The sequence below is a fragment of the Paenibacillus sp. FSL F4-0125 genome (assembly GCF_038008565.1).
Taxonomy (GTDB): domain Bacteria; phylum Bacillota; class Bacilli; order Paenibacillales; family Paenibacillaceae; genus Paenibacillus_AQ.
This window is the reverse complement of sequence record NZ_JBBOZJ010000001.1, coordinates 452922-476352: the sequence shown is the minus strand read 5'-3', so window position 1 is coordinate 476352 and position 23431 is coordinate 452922. Positions and strand designations below refer to the sequence as shown.

21 protein-coding genes and 1 riboswitch are annotated in these 23431 nt (G+C 45.7%); of the genes, 12 read left to right on the top strand and 9 right to left on the bottom strand.

Annotated features, from left to right (window positions below; genetic code table 11):
- Positions 1–267 precede the first annotated feature (267 nt).
- Positions 268–2535: an alpha/beta hydrolase family protein gene (locus NST74_RS02135; protein ID WP_341110221.1), complete on the top strand. Its 2268-nt coding sequence runs from the start codon at positions 268–270 to the stop codon at positions 2533–2535.
- A 128-nt stretch (positions 2536–2663) separates the two neighbouring features.
- Here the strand turns inward: NST74_RS02135 and NST74_RS02130 are convergent, their stop codons facing one another.
- Complete coding sequence (locus tag NST74_RS02130) at positions 2664–3713, bottom strand: lactonase family protein (protein ID WP_341110220.1); 1050 nt, start codon at positions 3711–3713, stop codon at positions 2664–2666.
- A gap of 249 nt (positions 3714–3962) precedes the next feature.
- Between NST74_RS02130 and NST74_RS02125 the strand changes: the two genes are divergently transcribed.
- The 3 genes from NST74_RS02125 to NST74_RS02115 all read left to right on the top strand — a co-directional run bounded on the left by NST74_RS02125 (position 3963) and on the right by NST74_RS02115 (position 6108).
- Positions 3963–4223: a GlsB/YeaQ/YmgE family stress response membrane protein gene (locus tag NST74_RS02125; RefSeq protein WP_042123669.1), complete on the top strand. Its 261-nt coding sequence runs from the start codon at positions 3963–3965 to the stop codon at positions 4221–4223.
- A gap of 245 nt (positions 4224–4468) precedes the next feature.
- Complete coding sequence (locus NST74_RS02120; RefSeq protein WP_076116602.1) at positions 4469–4969, top strand: CcdC family protein; 501 nt, start codon at positions 4469–4471, stop codon at positions 4967–4969.
- A 173-nt stretch (positions 4970–5142) separates the two neighbouring features.
- Positions 5143–6108 carry an L-lactate dehydrogenase gene (locus NST74_RS02115; protein ID WP_042123664.1) on the top strand — a complete coding sequence of 322 codons (966 nt, stop codon included), beginning with the start codon at positions 5143–5145 and terminating at the stop codon, positions 6106–6108.
- Between the two features lie 60 nt (positions 6109–6168).
- On the opposite strand, the gene NST74_RS02110 is transcribed toward NST74_RS02115, so the two are convergent.
- On the bottom strand, positions 6169–8409 hold the full coding sequence (locus NST74_RS02110) for a heavy metal translocating P-type ATPase (RefSeq protein WP_341110219.1): 2241 nt from the start codon (positions 8407–8409) through the stop codon (positions 6169–6171).
- Positions 8410–8638: 229 nt separating this feature from the next.
- Here NST74_RS02110 and NST74_RS02105 point away from each other — a divergent pair, with 229 nt between their 5' ends.
- A complete protein-coding gene (locus NST74_RS02105; protein ID WP_341110218.1) occupies positions 8639–9400 on the top strand; it encodes a CPBP family intramembrane glutamic endopeptidase in 762 nt (253 codons plus the stop codon).
- Between the two features lie 122 nt (positions 9401–9522).
- Here NST74_RS02105 and NST74_RS02100 read toward each other — a convergent pair whose 3' ends face one another.
- The 7 genes from NST74_RS02100 to NST74_RS02070 form a co-directional block, all read right to left on the bottom strand.
- Positions 9523–9888: an ArsR/SmtB family transcription factor gene (locus NST74_RS02100; RefSeq protein WP_042123658.1), complete on the bottom strand. Its 366-nt coding sequence runs from the start codon at positions 9886–9888 to the stop codon at positions 9523–9525.
- A 112-nt stretch (positions 9889–10000) separates the two neighbouring features.
- The gene (locus NST74_RS02095) at positions 10001–10735 is read right to left on the bottom strand and encodes an ABC transporter permease (RefSeq protein ID WP_042123656.1); all 735 of its coding nucleotides are present in this window, start codon (positions 10733–10735) and stop codon (positions 10001–10003) included.
- Positions 10736–10737: 2 nt separating this feature from the next.
- The gene (locus NST74_RS02090) at positions 10738–11454 is read right to left on the bottom strand and encodes an ABC transporter permease (RefSeq protein ID WP_341110217.1); all 717 of its coding nucleotides are present in this window, start codon (positions 11452–11454) and stop codon (positions 10738–10740) included.
- Positions 11451–12362 (bottom strand): ABC transporter ATP-binding protein, encoded by a 912-nt coding sequence (locus NST74_RS02085; protein ID WP_341110216.1) that lies wholly within the window; start codon positions 12360–12362, stop codon positions 11451–11453. The genes NST74_RS02090 and NST74_RS02085 overlap by 4 nt, the downstream gene beginning before the upstream one ends.
- Positions 12363–12432: 70 nt before the next feature.
- Positions 12433–13857, bottom strand: a complete 1425-nt coding sequence (locus NST74_RS02080; RefSeq protein WP_341110215.1) for a HAMP domain-containing sensor histidine kinase — start codon at positions 13855–13857, stop codon at positions 12433–12435.
- Positions 13854–14528, bottom strand: coding sequence for a response regulator transcription factor (locus NST74_RS02075; RefSeq protein WP_341110214.1), 675 nt, complete (start codon positions 14526–14528; stop codon positions 13854–13856). Before NST74_RS02075 ends, NST74_RS02080 begins: the two co-directional genes overlap by 4 nt.
- A 148-nt stretch (positions 14529–14676) precedes the next feature.
- Positions 14677–15096: a pyridoxamine 5'-phosphate oxidase family protein gene (locus NST74_RS02070; protein ID WP_042123646.1), complete on the bottom strand. Its 420-nt coding sequence runs from the start codon at positions 15094–15096 to the stop codon at positions 14677–14679.
- A 161-nt stretch (positions 15097–15257) separates the two neighbouring features.
- Here NST74_RS02070 and NST74_RS02065 point away from each other — a divergent pair, with 161 nt between their 5' ends.
- The 7 genes from NST74_RS02065 to NST74_RS02035 all read left to right on the top strand — a co-directional run bounded on the left by NST74_RS02065 (position 15258) and on the right by NST74_RS02035 (position 23371).
- Entirely contained in the window at positions 15258–16472 is a 1215-nt protein-coding gene (locus NST74_RS02065) for an MFS transporter (RefSeq protein ID WP_341110213.1), read from the top strand.
- Between the two features lie 80 nt (positions 16473–16552).
- Positions 16553–18004, top strand: coding sequence for a hypothetical protein (locus NST74_RS02060; protein WP_341110212.1), 1452 nt, complete (start codon positions 16553–16555; stop codon positions 18002–18004).
- Between the two features lie 156 nt (positions 18005–18160).
- Positions 18161–18271: riboswitch (TPP riboswitch) on the top strand.
- 160 nt (positions 18272–18431) lie between these two features.
- Positions 18432–19481: an ABC transporter substrate-binding protein gene (locus NST74_RS02055; protein WP_341110211.1), complete on the top strand. Its 1050-nt coding sequence runs from the start codon at positions 18432–18434 to the stop codon at positions 19479–19481.
- A 671-nt stretch (positions 19482–20152) separates the two neighbouring features.
- Positions 20153–20446, top strand: coding sequence for a thiamine-binding protein (locus NST74_RS02050; protein WP_036682688.1), 294 nt, complete (start codon positions 20153–20155; stop codon positions 20444–20446).
- On the top strand, positions 20443–21204 hold the full coding sequence (locus NST74_RS02045; protein ID WP_076300092.1) for an ABC transporter permease: 762 nt from the start codon (positions 20443–20445) through the stop codon (positions 21202–21204). The genes NST74_RS02050 and NST74_RS02045 overlap by 4 nt, the downstream gene beginning before the upstream one ends.
- Positions 21205–21220: 16 nt before the next feature.
- Positions 21221–22075 carry an ABC transporter ATP-binding protein gene (locus tag NST74_RS02040; protein ID WP_341110210.1) on the top strand — a complete coding sequence of 285 codons (855 nt, stop codon included), beginning with the start codon at positions 21221–21223 and terminating at the stop codon, positions 22073–22075.
- A gap of 151 nt (positions 22076–22226) precedes the next feature.
- Positions 22227–23371, top strand: a protein-coding gene (locus tag NST74_RS02035) for an IS3 family transposase (protein WP_339287325.1) whose coding sequence is annotated in 2 segments (ribosomal slippage) — positions 22227–22515 and positions 22515–23371 — 1146 coding nt in all. Because the reading frame shifts where the segments join, the coding sequence is not laid out codon by codon here.
- Positions 23372–23431 lie beyond the last annotated feature (60 nt).

Sequence of the window (23431 nt, the reverse complement as noted above, 5' to 3'; positions counted from 1 at the left end):
TGCGAGCGTTCCTCCGTCTGTACGGTAAGAACTTTCTTCGATTATTCCTATCTACTTAGTTGGTTATATGGATATAATACTGAAACCCTTTAACTGTGTCAAACCTTTTTTTCCAACCAATGACAAAGGAATCTTTTGAGTCCCACGCTATACAGGCAATGGTGTGGGTTCCTGTAAGATCCACTTGTTATTGATGCTATAAAGTAATATTATTGCTACAGCTTATGGTCTAGAGAAAATTACCGCTTAATGTCGGGAGTGAGAATCATGGGTATGGATTTAGAGTACGTCCCTGCGCCGATAAGACCACGGCTTCACAGGCGGATGACTCAAGAAATTAAACGAAGAGTTAGGGGAACTTACCGTTATGATACAACGGTCTGGAGGACAGCAATCGCTGGTCTTTGGATCGTTTGCTTTTTGGCTTTCACGACTGCTGTATTAGGTATACCTACTGGGTTAGGGGTGCCCACAGATATTGCACTTGCTGCAGGTACGAGCACCATTCTGCTGGCCATTGCCAGCAATATCATAGCCGTACTGATCGCGTTGACCGGACTTCGCATCCCACGATTATTCGCAGGCTGTGTATTGAGCGATTTTGGAGCTATTCTACTAATCTTATATTACGCTGATTTTGAGATTGAAGCAGCGGCACTCATTGCTGTCCTTCTGTCACTACTAGGTGCGTTAGGCGGTTTGGCTATCGGTCTGCTGCGCAGCAAAAGAGTAACACTGGGACTTCTGCTTACCATTACGGTAACTTTTTCCCAACTGGCTCTGGCAAACGGAGTGCAGGAACTTCCTACTTTGGAGCCTATTGATATCAGTGATTCGGATGTAATTCCACTGACTGCCTCCGATCCGGCACAACCTGGCAATCAAGCTTATCAGTCCTTCACCTATGCCAGCGGTAAGGATCTGCATCGAACGGAATACGGCAAGGATGCAAATGTGACCTCTTCTACAGTAGATGCTTCTGCTTATATTAAGAATTGGTCAAAACTGCGCACTTTATTCTGGGGATTCGATTATAATGCACTTCCACTTAATGGTCGTGTATGGATGCCTGAGGGCGAAGGTCCCTATCCGGTTGTGTTAATGGTGCACGGAAATCACATGATGGAAGATTACTCTGACGGAGGGTATGCTTATCTCGGTGAACTCTTGGCCAGTCGAGGGTTTATCGCAATTTCCCTGGATGAGAATTTCCTCAACTACTCGGCTTGGTCTGGTATTCCGGACAATGATTTCAAAGTACGAACCTGGATCATTCTGAAACATCTGGAACAGCTTGCAGATTTCTCAGAACAACCGGGCAATCCTTTTTATCAGAAAATAGATTTCACAAAAACCGCCCTGCTCGGTCATAGCCGCGGTGGACAAGCTGTTGCTATGGCTGCAGATGCCGATCGCTGGTTCAAAAATGATCCCGTTATGAAGGCAGTAGATCGTTTTAATATAACCTCTGTAGTCGCCCTTGCCCCAACGGACAAAGCGATAGACGATCAGCAAGCCCGACTCAAGGATGTTAACTATTTGACTCTGCAAGGGGCTCGCGATGGGGATGTACATGATTTCTATGGTGATCGACAGTATATACGTACTTCCTATTCCCAAGGGTTCTCCGCTTTCAAAAGCTCGCTGTATATTGCGGACGCCAATCACAGTCAGTTCAACAGCGATTGGGGTGCCTATGATCAGACATTACCTGCTGGACTCTTTTTAAATCGAGCGCAAATTATGGAAGCAGATAAACAGCGGCAAATCGCAAAAGTCTATGTATCAGCTTTTCTGGAGACTACCTTACATGGAAAAGACGAATACCAAAGCTTGTTCCGGGATTACCGCAGCGGACTGAAATGGCTACCGGATACTACTTACTACAGTCGATTCCAGGATGGCGGATATCGGCCAGTAGCCACATTTGATGAGGATCGCAACAAGAATACCGTTGATCTCGGAACAGCAGAAGCTTCCGGATTATCCTGGTCGGAAGAGCTCGCGAAGGATCGTGAATCCAAGAGCAAAGCCACCTATGGTGTCGTTCTTGAACGGACAGCCAAAAAAGACGAGGACGCCTATTACAACATTAAGCTTAAAGACAGTGTTGTTACTGAAATGGCCCTTTCAGACGCAGACGGTCTTACGTTCTCCTTAGCAAACCTCAATGGTGATATTAAGGATGAATTAAATATTCCGCTACCTCCGAATGTAGAGGTGGAATTAACCGACAAAAATGATACCTCAGCACGCTTGCCGCTAAGTGAGGTAATGGATATTCTTCCACTGCCGCAAACTCAGTTCACGTTATTCCCATGGCTTGAAGAACGGATTAATGATGGGAAATACGGTGATCTATCCGAAGCTGTTTTTCAAACCTATGAGATGCCTTTCGAACAGTTTCAAGAGGAAGAACCCGAGCTAGAGCCTGAGAACCTGACGGAAATCACCTTCTACCTTGAAGCTGAGGGAGATAGAATCATGCTAGATGACATTGGCTTCTACGATTTAGGAATTCGAAATACGTTTTAAGGTATCTTGCCATTATAACAATAAGGCCTTCCCCTCAGCACATGTAGAGCTGATTGGAAGGCCTTTTATTTTGATGGATTACGGGGAATAGCCACTAATATTGAAACATACAATAACCTATTCCCAGCCTACAAGGCTTGAATACAGACTGGTGTCTTTATCTTCAGCTCATTCCCTGTAGGAATTAATCTGCCACTGTCACTATCGATGGAGAACGAAGTAATAATGTCGCTATTTTGATTCGCAGCGAGCAGCTTGCCGCCAATGATGGCGAAATTACGCGGAGTACGTCCGCCTGTAACCTGCCAATCTACCGCTTCAAGATGACCTGTTGAATCCTCAATATGGAACAAAGCGATACTGTCTTGTCCCCGGTTCGAGACATACAAGAATTTACCACATGGCGATACATGAATATCCGAAGCTGTATCATCACTACCCGCAATATATTGCTCTGGAAGCGTGCTAACATGTTGTAAAATGCTGAGGTTCCCATTCCGCTCATCATTAGCAAATACCGTTACTGTACAGTTTAGTTCATTCGCCAGATAAATCCATTGTCCTGAAGGGTGTACCGCCAGATGGCGGGGGCCTGAACCAGGTGGGAGATTAATCTCCCGATGCTTAGACAGCTTACCTTCTTCAAGGCGATAAATCAGGATTTGATCCAGTCCCAAATCGCAAACCAATATATGCTTTCCGCTTCCATCCGCAATGACAGAGTGTGGATGCGGAGCTTCCTGACGGTCTTCACGAATTCCTGAACCTACATGCTTCACTTGGTCAGACATAACCTGAAGCGAGCCATCCTCATTTACAGGAAATACGTTGGCGTTGCCACCGGAATAATTAGAGACAAATATGTAATCTTGCTTAGGACTGATGGAGACATAACAAGGAGCGCCGCCTTCCGTAGGACGACTTCCAAGTGGACTCAGCGCTTTAGTAACAGGATCAATAGCAAAAGCATAGACCTCGCCCTCATCCTTCTCACTAACCGCATAGAGCACGCTTCCTGTGCTGTTTACTGCTAAAAACGATGGATTCTCAATGCCCTTTGTACCCTCAAGAATCTTCATTTCCCCTGATGAAGGACTAAGTGAGCATAATAGAATAGCTTCCTCACCCTTAGGGTTATACGTTCCAACATAAAACAATACCTCATTAGGCCGTTCCATAGTAGCGACTCCTTTGTTTGTATAAAGTGTATTTACTTCTTAATTACCCTTCACTGAGAGCATCTTACTCAGTATTTCATAATATTTTTTCACTATAGCATGTTTATAGTTGTAATACATTATCGAGTTGAATTTTGAGCCCACTTCCTAACAATTCCGGTAGAAGTAAGTTTTTACAAGTGGTTTAAACATGATTGGTAAGGTTAATAGTAGACATCGAAAACAACAAAACAAAGGAGTTGAAGTAACATGAGTTTTTTATGGATGTTAATTGTTGGTGGGATCATTGGTTGGTTAGCGGGTCTGATTATGGGCAGAGATATTCCAGGCGGGGTTATTGGTAACATTATCGCAGGTATTATCGGTTCATGGCTCGGCGGCGTACTTCTGGGAAGCTGGGGACCTAAGGTAAGTGATTTCTACTTCTTCCCTTCATTGATCGGGGCCGTTGTTCTGATCTTTATCGTCAGCCTTATTCTTCGCTCAACAAGCGGACGCAGCCGTTCATAAGATAGACCGAACTAATATTATCGGGCTACTTCCCTAAATGAATATTTACGCTAAAAAATAGCAGGTCAAGGCGGTTTAGCCTTGACCTGCTATTTGGTTTTTCTGCTCCTTTCTACTTAAAGTAGTTTGCAGTGCTTTTCATGGAGTTACTACCTCCGTACAGCGGCTACACTTCAATGTTCTGCCATCGTTTTTCTGTTATAATGAAGATACAAGTGACTCAAATCATAGAGAGGTCGTGAATCATGGGTAGCATTAACCCCTCACTCCTACATATCGGCTCCACTATAGGGACCTTGCTCATGGCGCTAATGGTTATTTTTATTCGTCTTAAAGCTAGCGCACGTCCGGTTACCATTCGAAAAATATGGATTCCGCCTCTAGGTATGTCGACCGGCTTTGCCATGTTCGTTGTACCTGAAGTTAGGTTTCCTTTATGGTGGGCAGCGCTCGCCTTTCTGATCGGCTGGTTCATCTTCGCGTATCCTCTAATACGCAGTACAAACTTCGAACAACGGGATGGACAAATCTATGCTCAGCGTTCTAAGAGCTTTGCTTTCATCCTGCTCGGACTTCTTCTAGTCCGCACCTTACTTCATGAATTTATTAATAGTTATGTTTCTATCCCACAGTCCGGCGGATTGTTCTTCATCTTGGCCTTCGGGATGATTGTTCACTGGAGATTCTTTATGTACAAACGTTATAAGGTAATGACTTCCTCTGAGACACAATCCCTACAATCATAAGTATATATTGTTATTCCAAGAAGCCATTTCAATCCATATGATTGAGATGGCTTTTTACTATTGAACGCCTTGGAGTAAAAAAATCATTTTTTCTGTGTCCGATGTTAGGTAACTTGCGGAGGGATACGTTAAAATATATGCATATCTAAAGATAGAGAGTGAGGTCAAGGCAATTGAAAAGTAAATCGAGAAAAGTCGCCATCGTCGGTGCCGGGATGGTTGGTTCCAGCTGCGCCTACTCCATGGTCAATCAGGCGATTTGTGATGAGATCATGATGATCGACCGCACCTATGACCGAGCTATGGCACAAGCACTTGATCTCTCGCACTGCATGGATTTCACCAACACACGCACAAAGGTGTATGCCGGAACCCATAGCGACTGTGCAGGAATGGATGTAGTTATCCTGACTGCCGGCGCCAATCCAACGGCGGGACAGACAAGATTGGATGTTCTGGAAGCCTCTGCGGTAATTACTAGAGAAATTATCACCAACATCATGGCTGGGGGATTCGATGGAATATTCGTAGTCGCCGCTAATCCAGTCGATATTGTCACTTATATGGTATGGAAAATATCAGGGCTGCCCCGCCACAGAATTATAGGTACGGGAACCTCCATTGACTCCTCACGCCTAAAGACACTACTATCCGATGTATTCTCTATTGATCCTCGCAGCGTTAACGGCTACGCGCTCGGAGAACATGGTGAATCCCAATTTGTAGCTTGGTCACATGTGACGATTGGCGGCAAGCCAATCCTGCAAATTATGGAGCAGCATCGTGAGCGGTTCCAGCATCTGGATCTGGAGGATATCTCCCGCAAGACCAAAGACGCGGGCTGGGAGATATTCACCAAAAAAGGCTCTACACATTTCGGTATTGGCAGCGCACTGGCCTATATTACTCGCTCCATCCTGAATGATGAGCACAAGATCATTGCCGTATCTGCAATTCTGGACGGAGAGTACGGGCAAAGTGGTGTATGTACCGGTGTGCCTGCCATTATTGGCAGTACTGGCATTCAAGAACTGCTCGAGCTTAACCTAAACACTGAAGAAGCAGCGAAATTCGACGCCTCCTGCAGCATTGTACGCGCAGGTATTGAGAGTCTGCACTTGGAAGACAACCCCCTTTAAACAAAAGAAATCGCTCTTTAGGATCAGTAAGTAACACCAATACCCTAAAGAGCGATTTTTTTATCCTTGATCTTTAACCTTTAATGCTCGAATACTGTTCAGTACAGCTAACACAGTTACCCCAACGTCTGAGAATACAGCTTCCCACATCGTGGCGATCCCAAATGCACCGAGGACAAGAAATATAGCTTTAAGGCCTAAAGCAAAGATAATATTTTGCCATACAATCATCCGTGTGCGCTTAGAAATTCCGATAGCTACAGCAATCTTAGATGGTTCATCAGTCATAATAACGATATCTGCCGCTTCAATCGCTGCATCCGAGCCCAGTCCACCCATTGCGATCCCCACATCTGCTCTAGCCAGTACCGGGGTATCATTAATTCCATCACCGACAAAAATAATTTTCTCACGATGTGACTTTTCACGATCCAGCTTCTCGATGGCCTCTACCTTATGCTGCGGCAAAAGCTCCGCGTGTACCTCATCTACACCTAACTGCTTCCCAACAGCTTCAGCTACGGAAGAAGCATCGCCAGTAAGCATCACCGTCTTGCGGATGCCAAGTTTTTTGAGCGTCTGAATGGCCTGCAGTGAGTCCTCCTTCACTTCATCAGCAATCACCAGGTATCCTCCATACTGATGATCCGCTGCGATGTGAACTACTGTACCACTCTGCTCTGGCACCTCATAAGCTATACCCTCTCGCTCCATCAGACGCGCGTTACCTGCAAGGACCGTCTTACCTTCAATCGAAACCTCAATTCCGTGACCAGAGATTTCATTGTAATTGGAGATCGCTTCCCTAGAAATCTGTTCTCCATAAGCCGTCCGAATTGATTCGGCAATCGGGTGATTCGAATGGCTCTCCGCATAAGCGGCTATTCGCAGCAATTCATCCTTAGAGTTACCCCCCGACGGATAAATTCCAGTGACCTTAAACTGCCCCTTGGTCAACGTTCCTGTCTTATCAAAGACAACTACTTTCACATCATTTAATGCTTCAAGGTAGTTACTTCCTTTGATTAGAATTCCACTGCGTGAAGCTGCACCAATTCCTCCGAAGAAACCGAGTGGAATTGAGACCACAAGCGCACACGGACAGGAGATTACGAGAAATACAAGCGCCCGGTAAATCCAATCTGAAAAGGTTGCCCCGCTAATCACTAACGGAGGAACGACAGCCAGCAGTACAGCTGTGATCACTACTATAGGTGTGTAAGCACGTGCAAATTTAGTAATAAAGTTCTCCGTTTTCGCCTTGTTGCTCGAAGCATTCTGCACCAGTTCCAGAATTTTAGATACAGCTGATTCTCCAAAGGTCTGCGTGACTTGCATCGTAATAACACCGTTCCGATTAATAAACCCACTTAATACCGTACTTCCCGGTCCAGCCGAACGCGGTACAGATTCCCCGGTAAGTGCTGATGTATCCATCATGGCGGTCCCCTCAAGGATCGTTCCGTCCAGAGGTACCTTTTCACCCGGTTTCACAACAATCAAATCACCGATCGCCACTTCCTCAGGGGAGACTCGTTTAAGATCATTTCCAAGCTTAAGGTAAGCAAATTCAGGACGGATATCCATAAGTGCCGTGATAGATCGGCGTGAACGGTTTACTGCCAGACCTTGGAACAGTTCTCCGATTTGGTAAAAAAGCATAACCGCTACACCCTCTGGATACTCACCAATCGCAAAGGCACCGATGGTTGCGAGAGCCATCAAGAAATTCTCATCGAACACCTGGCCCCGGATAATGTTCTTCACCGCTTGCCAGACGACCTCACTACCCACGATGAGATAGGCTGCTAAGAAAATCAGCAGTTCTACTACACCCTCGACCGGTAAGAATATGCCGGCAAGAGCGAGTATCCCACCGCCACCTAACCGCAGTAGAATCTTACGGGTATCGCCTTCCCCATGCTCGTGACTGTGACCATGGCTATGGCCATCCGCATCATCATGCTTATGACCGTCTGCAGCCTGATGATCGTGGTCATGTCCATGTTTATGATCATGTTGATGACTACTGTTATTATGCGGCTTGCGACTACCCGAAACCTTCTCTTTCACATTTACATGGGGCTCAAGTGCTTTCACCGTTTTCTTTGCTTCAACAATCGCTGACTCCTCATAACCTGCGGCGGTTTCCATCGTCATTGTCTTCGTAACAAAATTAACGGAGCAAGACGATACGCCTTCAATCTTCTTCACTTTATCTTCAATTTTCATTGCGCAATTGGCGCAATCTAAGCCTTCTAATTCCCACTGACGTTTTACTTTTCCTTGCATCGTATCCATACGGCACATCTCCTCAAATAAAAACCATATATGAGCACTTGTTCATATGTTATCTTATTGCTATTATATTCCCTTTATTTTTGAAGGTCAATACGCGATATGCACCATTTTTCTCCGTTTCCATAAAAATTAAATAAATTGACCTTTCCGCGAAAATATGTAAAATTATGCATGATCACTTTCTAGATGGATTGGCAACTGAAAGATACAGAAAGGATGAATGTAAACCATGTTAAAGCTAGCCAAAACGTCTTCTTTTTCACAGAAACACCCTGTTTGGACCGTTGTTATTATTGAGGTGTTGTTACTTTTAGCGGTATCAGCCGCCGGGACTTACGCCACGCTTAAAGAGCTATCGTATACCGCTCCAGTACTGATCTCCTTTATTCCAATTGCTCTTGTACTACTCATCTACTTCACGGTTAAGAACAAATGGAGTGATCTTGGCTTCCGTCCTCTGAACACCATATCTTCTGGGAATTGGATCTATTATGCACCTCTATTGGTCATCCTGATCACCATATCCTTTAAAGGTTTTCGTGAAATCAGTACGTCTGAGGTATTGTTCTTTATCTTTTTCACCCTGCTCGTAGCTTTTGTGGAAGAGAGTATCTACCGCGGATTGATTTTCAAGACTTTGCTCAGTAAGGGTGCTACAACGGCAGTAATTACTTCAAGTATTCTATTCTCTATTACCCACTTACTTAATGCCTTATCTGGTACAGACATCACTCAAATCCTTCTACAGCTCGTATATGCTCTTCTGATCGGCTTTGTGCTTTCTTTATTGATGCTGAAAAATAATAATATTGTTCCGCTGATATTGTTTCATTTTGTACATAATCTGATTCAGTTTGTTGGTAACGATAATACAAGCGAATATATAGGAATCGATCTGCTCATTCTCCTGGTGCTCGCTGCTCAATGTGTCTGGCTAGTATTATCCTTTAGAAAACCAAACATGACGAAGAACCTAAATCAAGCTGGTTAATCGGCGCCATTCCTTTAAGAAGAGCATATTCATCGCAAACCAACTGTGACATAATAAGAAAAGGGAATCCCAAGCGCCTGAAACGGCTGTTGGAATTCCCTCTTTTTTTTTTGCTTCCCTAGCTATTCGTGACGGACATGCTCATGTGTCTGCAGAAAGATCTGCTCTACATGCGCATCATTGAGCGAATAGAATACCGTCTTCCCTTCTTTACGACGCTTCACAATTCGTAAATTCCGTAAATAACGGAGCTGATGGGATATCGCAGATTGGCCCATATCAAGGATCACAGACAAATCGTGTACACATAATTCTTTCTGGGACAAAGCGTAAATGAGCCGCACTCGTGTTGGATCACCCAACGCCTTGAACATCTCTGCCATTTTATCCGTTATTCCTCGGTCAGGCAGGATCAATGCAATGGATTCCGGTTCAAGCTCCGAACCCTTGCATGTATTATCGCAATCCTCTAATGCCGTTGGCTCCATGCTATCGCCCTCCTCCACCAGCCAGTTAGCTTTGCTGATTGTTTTCTTCAATTATATGAAAACCAGCTCTGGATGTCCATTGAGAAGGCGTGTATACACTACGAGTTGCATATCAGACCGCTTTACGATAAAAGGAGATCAGTCCTGCCATAAAAAAGACAATGAAGCTTCCGCCCACTACCATCATCAGCGTTTCGAACGGTAAATTAAAAGCCCCAAACGTGTCATCACCATACGGCATCATTGCCAACATCGGTTGTACCCAAGGATAATAAGGACCATAAGTTGAAGAATTGGCGATCAGCATATTGGGAATGGTCAGACTCACATTAAGCGCCAGCGGTGCACCGAAACTGCTCCAGCCTTGAGAGATAGCCAGCTGCAGTGCAGCGAGTGGCAGACAGGCAACAAAGCCGCCAAATACCGAGCTAAGTAGCAACGACCAAGGGATTGAGCCCGGAATATCTCGGAATAAACCCATTCCCAGCACCATCACCAGGAACGTTAGTTGAACCGCAGCCAGCAATCCGATAATCATCACATATTTTGAAAGGTATACTGATAACCGAGTCACAGGCAGAGACAGCAACATCTTCCAGCCCCCGTCATGATGCTCATAACGACAGATCAGCGCGGCAAAAATACCCGAGAGCACAGGTAGAAACAGCAAGGCATGCATCATGGACATCACATTTAACAGCAGTTCCCAACTCATCTTCTCTCCTTCGTTATCTGCCAATGCCCCGGGAAGTAATGCTAAAATCGGACTGCCTATAACTAAAAGCCAGACATATGATTTAGACATTTTTAATCGTTCTGAGGATAATACTCTCCAAAATGAATTCATCGTTAATCCACATCCTTTCGTGCGAAGTGCAGTGCACCCGGCAAAAGAATCAGCAGCCCCAGCAGCAACCCTGCGCCGCTAAATAAGAGACGATGAGAAGAGTCCCAAGCCATATAGGGCCATGTTAAGGGAACCCATTCTGAAAGTAACATAGAAAAGATAGATACCAGAGATAAGGTAATCCCCAGAGCGACCGGCAATGTCTGATTTCGGTTAGCCAGAGAAAGCCACAGCTGCAAGGAAATTACCGGCAACGCCGCGATATAGGACATAAAACCAATTCGTAACACATCCAAATAAGGAATCAGTTCTACCTTGAAGCCCAAAACAAGCCCTAAACCAACTGTGCCCACCGAAAGCAGCAAACAAGAAACCGCCACTAGCACCAAACATAACACCAGCTTAGCCATAAATACTGAAGTACGTGAGATAGGTAGCGCCAAGAGCTGCTTCCACGAGCTCATCTGATGTTCTACATTTGCAATCAACGAGCATACTAAGGTCCCTCCGAGAAAAAGAGCAATGGGCACAAATGCAGCCACATTGTTCAGAAGTCCACCCCATAAATCCGCGCTATACTGCTCGCGAAGATAATCATAACGAAGGCCGAAGTTCAAGCCTTGCATGGCTACAAGTCCAAGCGGTCCAAGAAACACTAGAAACCAGAGTCCCTTGCCACGGATTTTGAGCCAATCCGCCGACAGTGCACGCCACATCATGATTCCTCTCCTCCTACAACCTGCAGGAAGAAGTCCTCAAGTGATTGTCTCCGCTCCTCTACACGATAAATAGCATGCCCATTCTCTACCAAGGCTTTGACTAGCAAGGCAACTCTTGCATCGATCATCCGGGAGAAGACTAGCTTTTGGTCTTGAAGTATCCCTGCGTACCCCCGTTCTTCAGCAAGACGAAGCGCGGCCTCCGGGTCCGAGACTGCTAAACGCATTTCTCCCCCGGCTTGCCGCTGCAGATTCGTTATACTATCTTGGTACACCATTTGCCCTTGACGAATGATCCCTACGGTATCCGCCATTTGCTCAATTTCACTAAGCAAGTGACTGGATACTACGACAGTAATCCCTTGCTCCTGCGGCAATCGTTTAATCAGTCCGCGAATTTCCTGAATCCCAGACGGGTCAAGTCCGTTCGTCGGCTCATCCAGAATAAGCAGCTCCGGTTCCCCGAGCAAGGCAGCAGCAATACCTAGTCTCTGCTTCATCCCGAGGGAGAAGCCTTTAACAGGGCGCTTCTCTTCCCCTGTTAAGGAAACAATATCAAGCACCTCAGCAATCCGTGACTTCGGAGCACCAAGGATACGCCGGATGGCTTCAAGATTATCCACAGCGCTTAAGTGCCCGTAATAAGATGGAGACTCGACAAGCGATCCTACCTTCCGCAAAATTTGCAGTTTATGCTTGCGAAGATCCTGGCCGAATACTTCTATCCCTCCTGATGTTGGAGTGATCAGTCCAAGCAGCATACGAATTGTTGTTGTTTTCCCTGCCCCGTTTGGGCCAAGAAAGCCATAAATCTCTCCCTTGCGGATGTTCAAATTTAAATTTTCCACCGCAGCCCGGCCACGGTATTTTTTTAATAAATCCTTCGTTTCAATCACTGTTTCTTTCATGCTCCTCACCTCGGTAATTAGCATAACGTCCCAAGGTTAAGAACAAGGCGGCACGAAGTTTAAGTTTTGTTTAAATTTCATCCCGTGGATTGAAGATTACAATAGAGGTGCCATCTCCAGTGCTCTCCATATCCCACTCTAACTCCATATGCTTCATTAACAGATCCACGATGGACAGCCCTAATCCTGCCCCTTTGTAATCGGATGGACTCTGGATACCTCTGCCGTGATCCGTTATCAAAATAACGCGTTGCCCATTACGGGACTCCGTAGAAATCCCTACATAAAGACCACTGCTGGCATGACGTACAATATTCTGAAACAGATTATCAAGAATACGGCGGAACCAGACCTCATCCACCATCCAGAACAGCGGATCAGCCTCCAGGTCAATATCGATCTCGAAGTTCTCTTTTTCCCATACGGGGTACCAAGCAGCAGCACTTTCCCGCAACAAGCGCAAGACATCTTTACGCTCCTTCTTCAAAGTGATCCGTCCGCTGTTGAGGAGATTGTAGGATAAAAGATTCTCGATCAAGACGCTAAGATCTGCTATACGCTTATCCATTAGCTCTAAGGACTGTTGTCCTTGCGGGGTTAAGCTCTCCTTAGTCATTACATGAATGTGGCTGCGGATAACAGTTAGCGGTGTACGTAAGTCATGAGATAAGTTGGATACTAGACGCTTACGCAGCTCTTCCTCTTCGATTTCCCTCTTTCGACTTTCGTCAAGCTTCGCCACCATCGTGTTAAAAGCTTCCTCCAGTCTGCCAATCTCATCCAGCTTGCCCGTCATAATAGACTTAGGCATTCTATCCGGTCCCGTAATCGTCATCGCGGTTTGCAGCTGTAGTAGCCGTTTGCGTATTTTTCTAAAGAACAGCAAAGAAACCAGTGCAAACCCTCCAAAAAGTACAAAGAGCACAAAGTAATACAAAGCCCAAGCCCCGACTCCCCCATAAGCGCCTTTGTTGAGCAGCTTGTTTGGAATTTGCATTACCATAAAGCCTTTACCCGCATCCACTCGGTCTCCCATAAAGGCGACGATGGCTAAAGGATCACGCTTTGTACTTTCTTTCATAAAAAAAATAGCCTCAGCCGCCGTCCACTGCTCCGGAACTCCGCTGCCATGGTCCGGATTTCCTTCATCAGGTGTGAGAATCAACTGGGTCATTCCCTGCCCATCTACCCAAAACATAGTAGCCTCAGTGTATTTCCGGCTCAGTTCATATAGCCGCTCATTTATGCCTTCTGAAGAAGCATCTTCCAATTGAAGCGCCTCTTTATGCCACATGGTCTCCAGCGCTGCAACACTCGAATACAGAGAGGTGTCTACAGGTGGAGCCCCTTTAGTCACTTCATTAACCATATTGTAGAGAACAAAAGATAACGGCAGGACCACAGGGATAAAAAGCAGTGCAGAAACAATAATAAGCAAATATCCCGATAGCAAAGAGGAGTTACGCTGCTTGCGAATGCGCCCTAACCCCCTCATGCTCTTACCCGATATCCTATCCCCCGGACAGTTTCTATAATTTCGGGATTGCCCGGATCAAGTTCTAACTTTTCGCGCAAATATCGTATATGTACCATCAAAGTTTTATCCCCTTCGAGATAGGCTTCTCCCCAGACGGCTTCATAAATCTGCTCCTTCGTCATAATCTGGCCGAGATGACGCAGCAAATAAGAAAAAATCTGAAATTGCTTACCCGTAAGCATGACTTCTTCCTGTGTCTGAGCATTTATTACTCGGTTATCCCCTTCATATACGACTAGGTGTTTAAGCGTGAGCGAATCCTGAACAGATGCCCCATTCCGCCTGAGCAGCACTTCAATTCTGGCAGCCAATTCATCCGGATGAAAAGGCTTCGTCAAATAATCATCCGCGAATTCAAGCCCCTGCAGTTTATCATCAATAGAGGTTCGCGCAGAGAGCATCAAGATCGGAAGCTTAGGGTACGACCGCTTCAATCGTTGTCCGACAGTAAAACCATCCAGGCCCGGAAGCATTACATCCAGAATGGCCAATTGACAAGGCGCCGCTTCCTCCGTCGCTCCCTCCCCGCTCCGCAGCCAACGCACACTATAACCACGCTCACTTAAATCCGCAGACACGACGCTGCCGATTTCATGATCATCTTCAATATATAACAGAGTAACGGTCATGTATTTTAAGTCCTCCCCTGAGAAATTACGTAAAAAGTTGAAGTCATTATAACATGTTTTAACAGGTCACTCAGGGACTTATCTTTTAAAAAAGCCCTCCTAAACCCGTGGGGGATAGGAAGGCTTTCGGAATCGATTTTAAATTGGTTTAGGGAGTCCACACGCCGTGCTCTTTATTACTGCCAACATACTCAATACGCGTTGGAGTAAGTTCAAGAATCACATAATTAGGGTCATCAGGCCCAGTAAACCATGGCTCCAGCTCTTTGTTCCACACCTTTGTGCGCAGCCCTTCGTCCTTAGAAACGGCAACGGTGGCTTCAATTTCAAGCACGTCTTTGCTTCCGCCTGACTCATATCCAAGCAGTAGAAAAGCATTTGGATTATTCGATAATTCCTCCACCTTATGAGTTTTGCGATTCGTAGCTAAATAAATCTTCAAACCCTCATGGAAAATGGCCATGTAACGTACTTTCGGCTTATTTCCTTCTTCGATCGTACCAAAGGAACCGAACTTGTTGTCATCCAATGCTCTAATAATGAGTTGCTCCAGTTGTTTGTTATCCATTACGTAAATCTCTCCCTTCAAGCATGTAAACAAAAGTTTATATATCCAAGCTCACCGTTTGGATTTATCATAACAATGGTGCTTATTATAATGTACCCTTCCGGTTCACATTGAATCCGACCTTACTCCATAAACTACTTTCAATATAAGGAGCTTACTTCGTGAAAAAACTGATCTGGATCGGCTGTCTTTCCTACTTTGTCATTGGCCTTGCTCATGTAGTGCTGGGATCTATTCTTCCCGTTCTGCTACAGCATTATGACCAAAATTATAGTGCCGGCGGGCAATTAATCTTTAGTCAATTCGCTGGTTTTTTGGCTGGTGTGCTTGTCTCTCCCCTACTCAATCGCCGTTTTGGGAAACGAGGAGGCATCATTATCGCCACCGCTCTTCTCCTGACTGCTGAGATTGCGTATGCTTTTCTACCCCCTTGGGAGTGGATGTATGTCATTGCTGTTGCGGCTGGCTTTGGTTTCGGTATGATCGAAGCCGTCATCGGCACCATCATTATCGGAGCTGTGACAGAAGGAACCGCGATTGCGATGAGCCGACTTGAAGTCCTATTTGGGATAGGAGCACTTGTAATGCCTCTTATCGCCAGTCCGCTCATTGCTACCGGAGCATGGAGATTGGCATTCCTAATTGTCGCTGGCTTCTCATTACTTTCCCTCATTCTCTGGGGAAGAGGCCATTTTGGGAATCTGCAGCCCATACTGGACGAGCGAGCACCTCGCAAAGTTTCAGCATCCGCACATTCCTCGCAGTCCAGCACACAGCTTCCGTATAAAGGGAAACAATGGATTCTGCTGGGCATCTTCATCCTTTTCTTCTTTCTTTATGTAGGTACGGAGATGAGTCTGGTCAACTTTATGCCCGCCATCTTTATCGCCAAGCTAGGGATGACAGAATCTGCGGCGGCGCTGACAGTCACTTTCTTTTGGCTAGCTATGTCTACGGGAAGATTGTTTGCTGGAGTGATTGCAGAGAAAATTTCTTACCGTGTATATATTTTAAGTAGCTGTTTACTGACCTTGTTACTGCTGGCTCTTTTTCCGTTCACAGATAATCGATTAGCTGCATTCATCGTAATTATGCTACTTGGGCTATTTATGTCCGGTATTTTCTCCATAGCTCTAGTCTTCTCCAGCAAGATGCTACCAGGAGCCGAAGAATCAACACCCAGCATAATGATCGCTGCTGGAGGTGTCGGTGGAGCTCTACTGCCCCTATTTATGGGCTGGTCTATGGACCATCTAAAAGTGGCACAAACTGCTGGGTTACTTGCCGGTTTTGCCGCCTTCTTGTTCTTGCTGAGCATTGCCGCATGGCGGTTCCAATCCAGACAAGCAGTACAAAGAAAGAGTTCCAGTATTTAGAATGTTAAAATGGTATCAACCTAATCCTTTTAGGGTAATGTCATCTATAAGCATATTCTGAGCACAAGGATGGACGATGAATGGATAAGCTTTCAACTGAGCCTTTATTACATACTGCGCTTATGCAGTTTATTTTTCCCTTTTCAATAAAAAAGGGCGATTCTAAGAAGCTTATCCAACAACTGCAGGATGATGGCTTCACACGTTTTTTTCTGGATAATAAAGAGTTAGAAAATGCCTATTACGGAGAAGACCACTGTGTTTCCCATGAACGGATGGAGCGCACTTATTTACCGTTTGCTGCACACATTCTTTTTCCACGCAAGAAGGACGTAGACTCTTTCCGCCGCTTTTCCAGAGTCAATAATCTGGACTGTATTCTAGAGATTCCTCAGCAGTCTATATTTTTTAAAATTCTCTCGACGGATATATTCATATGTCCTTTTCAGCTTGGATTTGTGACGATACGTGTCCAGCTTGAGGGGGATTCGATTCCCATTAGTATTGCACTGGAATTCGCGGACCGCTTCCGGACGCTTGAGAATACCTTCGTACAGGATGACTACACCTATATCCATTGTGGAGAACAGACCTATGAGATGGTAGAGGATTTTGTCTTCCGAAATCTGGTGAATGGACTGGAGCCTTTTCTGGATCACTCGGATATCAATGGGGCTTATTTCGAGACCCTTCCCTTTTTCGTAGATGAAAGAATGCAGGTGCAAGCCTTTTATGGCTTTCAGAATGAAGGAGATTCTGATGAGATTAGTGTAAATATACGCTATCGCGCCTCTCAGCTTGATGGCATTGATCTGAACGGGAAGCCCTATGCCAGTGCCAGCGATCCAGCGTATATTGCGAACTATTGTCATGAGCATTCCTATAATCGTTGGGGCCCAGACACGTATTATATGATGAATGAGCAGACCTTTTGCTGTCTAACCCGAGCTGAACCAAAGATCGCTGTTAGCCTGGCCAACCAGATGTACGGGCAATATTATTACGGATTTCTACTCAATATTTTCCACAAAATTGTTCTGCTCAAGCTGGCAAATATGCATTCCCGACTACGCATAAACCACGATTATGATGAGATCGACAATTTAATCTACTCGATTAATAAATTCTCGGCAAAGTTTTATTTCTTGGAGCTAATTTCACAGTCGCAAGGACGGGAGATTTTTCTTCAGCTGCGTAAAGTATACGGGAACGACGCTCTGTTCGAGGAAGTAAAAGAAACCTTGACTGACCTGTTTCAGTATCAAGATAAGTTCCAGTCGAAGCGCCGGGATAATCTGCTGATGATCCTCACTGTATTTACGGTGGTAAGTGGGATTTATGGCATGAATCAAGTCATTGACGATCTGGATGGAAAGATTGAATGGAGTAAGATGGTTAGCTATTCCCCCTTTGAGTTTCTTGCTCTTTTCGTGATTATGAGCGGGATCATGGTCAGTGTTGTCCTTACGCTAGGTGCTCTGGTTACTGAGCTTAAGCGGCGTCATCGTAAGAAACATAAGGATCTGGATTAATGAAATCAGACAGATAAATTTGAAAAATCTAGGAACGTGCTACTAGACATTCCGAGAACAGCCGTCTATAATACACCGTATGCGAGAAATATAAGACATAAAGTATAGATGAAAGCTTATACTTACTTATATTTCACGTGGAAATACCCGTTAACTTCATAGAACCAGGGGTGCTGGAATTGGCCGGCTGAGATTGTATCCCACAAGATACTGACCCTTATACCTGATCTGGATAATGCCAGCGTAGGAATCGCCAATTGGTTTTGGTCCCTGTGACCTTTACTAACCTTGCGCCAAGCCAGCGTCCCGATCACTCGGGACGCTTTTTTTGTGTAGATCACAAAAGATGTAGAAGAAATGTACATACTACACTTTACGGTTCATGTTGGATGACGGGATCTGGCAACCTTAAAGGAGAGAAGAAGACATGCAAGTCAAGAAAGCACTCATGCTAAGCCTCACCTGTATGCTCATTCTTGCGATTGCCGGATGCGGCAGCAACAATGGGAATACAGCCGGAAACAAAGGAAATGCTGCTGATTCGAATGCAGCGACCGGATCAAATGCTCCGAAAGAGCTTACCAAAGTTAAGGTTGCACTGGATTGGACACCGAATACGAACCACACCGGTCTATACGTAGCCAAGGATCTTGGTTATTACGCGGAAGAAGGTCTGGATGTAGAAATCGTTCAACCTGGCGCAGCGGGTTCTGATACTATGGTTACCTCTGGCGAAGCCGCTTTTGGGATCAGCGCTCAGGAAGGATTGACTCTAGCTCGTCTACAAGGCGTTCCCCTTGTCTCGATTGCAGCCATTATTCAGCATAATACTTCGGGATTCGCCGCTCCAGTAGACCGCAATATCAAATCACCAAAAGATTTTGAGGGTAAAACCTACGGCGGTTGGGGCTCTCCTGCTGAAGAAGCAGCCATGAAGGCGATCATGGACCCTGTTGGTGGCGATGTGAAAAAGGTGAAGCTAATCAGTATTGGTGAAGCTGACTATTTTACCGCAGTCAAACGTGACATTGATTTCGCTTGGATCTTCTACGCTTGGACCGGTATTGAAGCCGAACTGCGTGGTGAGCCTCTGGATATGCTCTACTTGAAGGATTATGCGCCTCAGCTTGATTATTACACCCCTGTGCTGACCACGAGTGAGAAGCAGATTTCTGAGAATCCAGATTTGGTGAAGGCTTTCCTGAAAGCCACATCCAAAGGTTATCAGTATGCCATTGATCATCCGGAAGAGGCTGCCGCTACATTATCCAAGGCTGTGCCTGACCTTGATGCCGAGCTTGTCCTAGCCAGCCAGAAATGGCTCAGCCCGAAATACAAAGACGATGCACCCCGCTGGGGCGAGCAAAAAACCGAGGTCTGGCAGAATTACGGCGACTGGATGTATGATCTGAAGCTGCTGGATAAACCGCTGGATGCAGCTAGTGCATTCACCAATGACTTTTTACCGGCGGAGTAGACCGCACTTCCCAAGTTGGTTCAAGATTCGAAGCCGAATCTGCTTCCTGAATTACTTCGTTATCAAAGTTGGCTTTTTGAACTTACCTATTTCAATGAGAGTTCAAAAAGTCAGCTTTCAGAACCAAGAAGGTTGAGCGTTACTTGAGGAAGGAGGAACGGAGCGTAGTGATGTGCTACGTGAGTATCGGACTTCCCAAGTTCGTTCAAGATTCGACGTCGAATCTACTTCCTGAAAACACTTCGTTATCAAAGTTGGCTTTTTGAACTTACCTATTTCAATGAGAGTTCAAAAAGTCAGCTTTCAGAACCAAGAAGGTTGAACGTTACTTGAGGAAGGAGGAACGGAGCGTAGTGATGTGCTACGTGAGTACCGGACTTCCCAAGTTCGTTCAAGATTCGACGTCGAATCTACTTCCTGAAAACACTTCGTTATCAAAGTTGGCTTTTTGAACTTACCTATTTCAATGAGAGTTCAAAAAGTCAGCTTTCAGAACCAAGAAGGTTGAACGTTACTTGAGGAAGGAGGAACGGAGCGTAGTGATGTGCTACGTGAGTACCGGACTTCCCAAGTTCGTTCAAGATTCGATGCCGAATCTACTTCCTGAAAACACTTCGTTATCAAAGTTGGCTTTTTGAACTTACCTATACAAATTGAGAGGATTGATTATTGTGGCTAACACATTGCTAAGCATTCAAGTAATTCCTAAGACTCCAAACAATGAGGACTCCATCCCATACGTAGATAAAGCGATTGAAGTTATTCAAAAATCCGGTGTTAAACATCAGGTGAATCCACTGGAAACTACTATGGAAGGTGAACTGAGCGAGCTCCTGGAGGTTGTACGTCAAATGCAGGAGGCGCTGATCGAAGCAGGTAGTCCAAGCGTGATCTCCCAAATCAAAATCGCTCATAACCCTAACGGAATCAGCATGGATAAATTGACGGAGAAATATCGGCCGTGAGATCGACCTGGAAGCTAATATGGCCGCCCCTTGTGGCGGTCGTCTTCTTTTTAACCGTATGGCAGTTATCTGTTTCTCTATTCCATATCGAATCCTGGATTCTGCCGAGTCCTGCTGATATTGCTCGCGAATCCACAAGTAATGCCTCAGGTCTCTGGGCTCATACGATGGCTACGCTCCGACTCACATTAATCGGTTTTCCTATTGGTACAGGTGTAGGCTTGATCGTTGCGCTACTTTTGCATCTTTTACCTTGGGCTAGACGGGCTTTTTATCCACTCATTATTCTGAGTCAAAATGTTCCCTCTATCGCACTCGGACCACTGCTTATCATCTGGTTTGGCTTCGGCCTTTTGCCCAAAATCGTGCTGATTACACTGGTATGCTTCTTCCCGGTAGCTGTCGCTGCAATGGGAGGCTTGTCTCAAAGTGATCAGGTCATGATGAATTATATGAAAATGGCGGGCGCAAGCAAGTGGCAAATCTTCACCAAGCTGGAGCTTCCATCTTCTATCCCGGCACTATTTTCCGGTGTGAAAATATCAGCTACCTATGCGGTTATGGGAGCCGTGGTCGCTGAGTGGATTGGCGCGGATAAAGGGATTGGCTATTATATGCTCCTGCAAAAATCGGCTTACCGTACGGATCGGATGTTTGTCGCTATTGTTATTATTGTCCTCCTTAGTCTTGTACTTTTTGCGATTATCGCCTTGCTCGAAAAATGGTTAGTTCGCTGGAAACCGCGCCGTAACTCATAGAAAGGAAGATGCCTGTATGTCTCAAGCGACGCAAATAGAGCAAAGAACAACTGAAATCATAAGCTCTCCTGAAGCTCATACTGCACCACCTGCTCTTGAAGTAAGCGGCATCTCCAAGTCCTTCACCCATCGTCGCCGCGAGACGAACGTGCTGAACAACGTTTCTCTTAAGGTAGAGCAGCAAGAGTTCGTTTCAATCGTCGGTCCTTCCGGCTGTGGAAAAAGCACCTTATTCCATATGATCGGCGGTCTTGTGAAGCCAGATGCGGGAACGATCCGCATGAACGGCAAGGTCGTTACAGGTCAACGCGGTGAAATCAGTTATATGCCGCAGCAGCCTGCGCTTTTTCCTTGGCGAACGATTGAAGATAATGTACTTCTAGCCGGGGAAATTAAAGGCGCTCTGCAGGATGGAGCTCGTGAAGAAGCACGCCAGTGGCTCGCCAAGGTTGGCTTGAATGGATTCGAACAGGCTTATCCGCATATGCTGTCTGGTGGGATGCAGCAGCGTGCTGCTTTTCTCAGAGCATTGCTGGCTCCGCAGGAGTTGATGCTGCTCGATGAACCTTTCAGCGCACTGGATGCACTAACTCGCAGTGAAATGCAGCGCTGGCTGCTGGAGCTGTGGGAGGAGAATCGCCGCTCCGTGCTATTCATCACCCACAACATCGAAGAAGCGTTGCTGCTCTCGAATCGTATTTATGTATTCTCGGGTCGCCCCGGCTCCATCCTGCATACTGTTGACGTGCCATTTCCACGGCCACGCCGCGATGAGATTACGGATTCCCCGGACTTCCTTAAACTCAAACGCCAGCTGTCACAGTGGATGCGAGAAGAACAGGCTAAAAGCGGGAAGCAGCTTTTTGAATAGAGGCGCTCCGCTCACTATAAACGAGAAATCAAACAAAGAACCGCCCGGGCTTCAATGGGACTGACCCCATAACGTGAGACAAATCAAAACACCTTCAAAAGAATGGAACCTTGTCGTAAGATAAGGAGATCATCTTGGAGGTGTTTTTGCATTGGCAACCAGAGTAAGTTATCCCGTGGAAATAAAGATGAAAGCTATAGAAATGAGATTAGCAGGCGTACCTGTGAAAGAGGTTATGGAGCAGCTCGGAATACGGAATAAGACACAGCTAAAGACATGGATGAGATGGAATCGAAATGGTGAACGGCATCGTTTGCAGCAGCCGGTGGGTAAACAGTACAGCTATGGAAAAGGTCCGGAGGACTCTTCGGAGCTCGAAAGAGTAAAGGCAGAGAACCGATTCTTAAAACAACAATTAGAACTGCTAAAAAAGTACGAGGAGTTGGAGAGGAGGTGGAACCAGAGGCCGTTATTGCCTGGATCGAATCCATTCGAAACGAAGTGACGGTGTCTGAGGCTTGTAGATGGCTCGGAATCGCAAGAACGACTTACTACCGCTGGAAAGCAGCTGTGGGGACAAAGCATACAGACAAAGTGGTGGAGAAAATCCGGGAGCTTTGCATCCGTCATAAATTCCGCTACGGGTACCGGAAAATCACGGCGCTCCTTCGGATAGAGCAGAGTATAAATCACAAGCGAGTCCAGCGGATCATGCAGTGTGAGGGGCTTCAGTGCCGCGTGAGGATGAAAAAACGAAAGGTGACTGGGCAATCTGTACACTCCTTTGAAAATCTGCTCAAGCGACAGTTTCATGCAGAAGCACCTCTGCAAAAACTCGTCACGGACATTACCTATTTGCCATTTGGCGGGAAGATGTTGTACTTCTCCAGCATTCTAGACTTGTACAATGGTGAGATTGTGGCTTACAGTATAGCAGATAAACAAGATACCTCTTTGGTGTTGGATACGTTAAATCAACTTCCAAAGCAGGAAAAGATGTTGCTGCATAGCGACCAGGGCAGCGTGTATACGTCCTTTGCGTACCAGGAAGCTGTAAAAGGAAAAGGCATTACCATGAGCATGTCCCGTAAAGGAACGCCCGCTGATAATGCCCCCATTGAATCGTTTCATTCCACCCTAAAGTCTGAAACGTTCTACCTCGAAGATCTCACATCTACAACGACTGCAATCGTTGTAGAGACCATTCGAGACTACATCATTTACTATAACTCATTTCGAATTCAAGCGAAACTAAATAACCAGTCACCGATGGATTTCCGGCGACTGGCTACTTAAACTTGTAAGGTGTTTTGATCCCTGTCTCACAAACGGGGGTCAGTCCCAATTAGCCCAAGC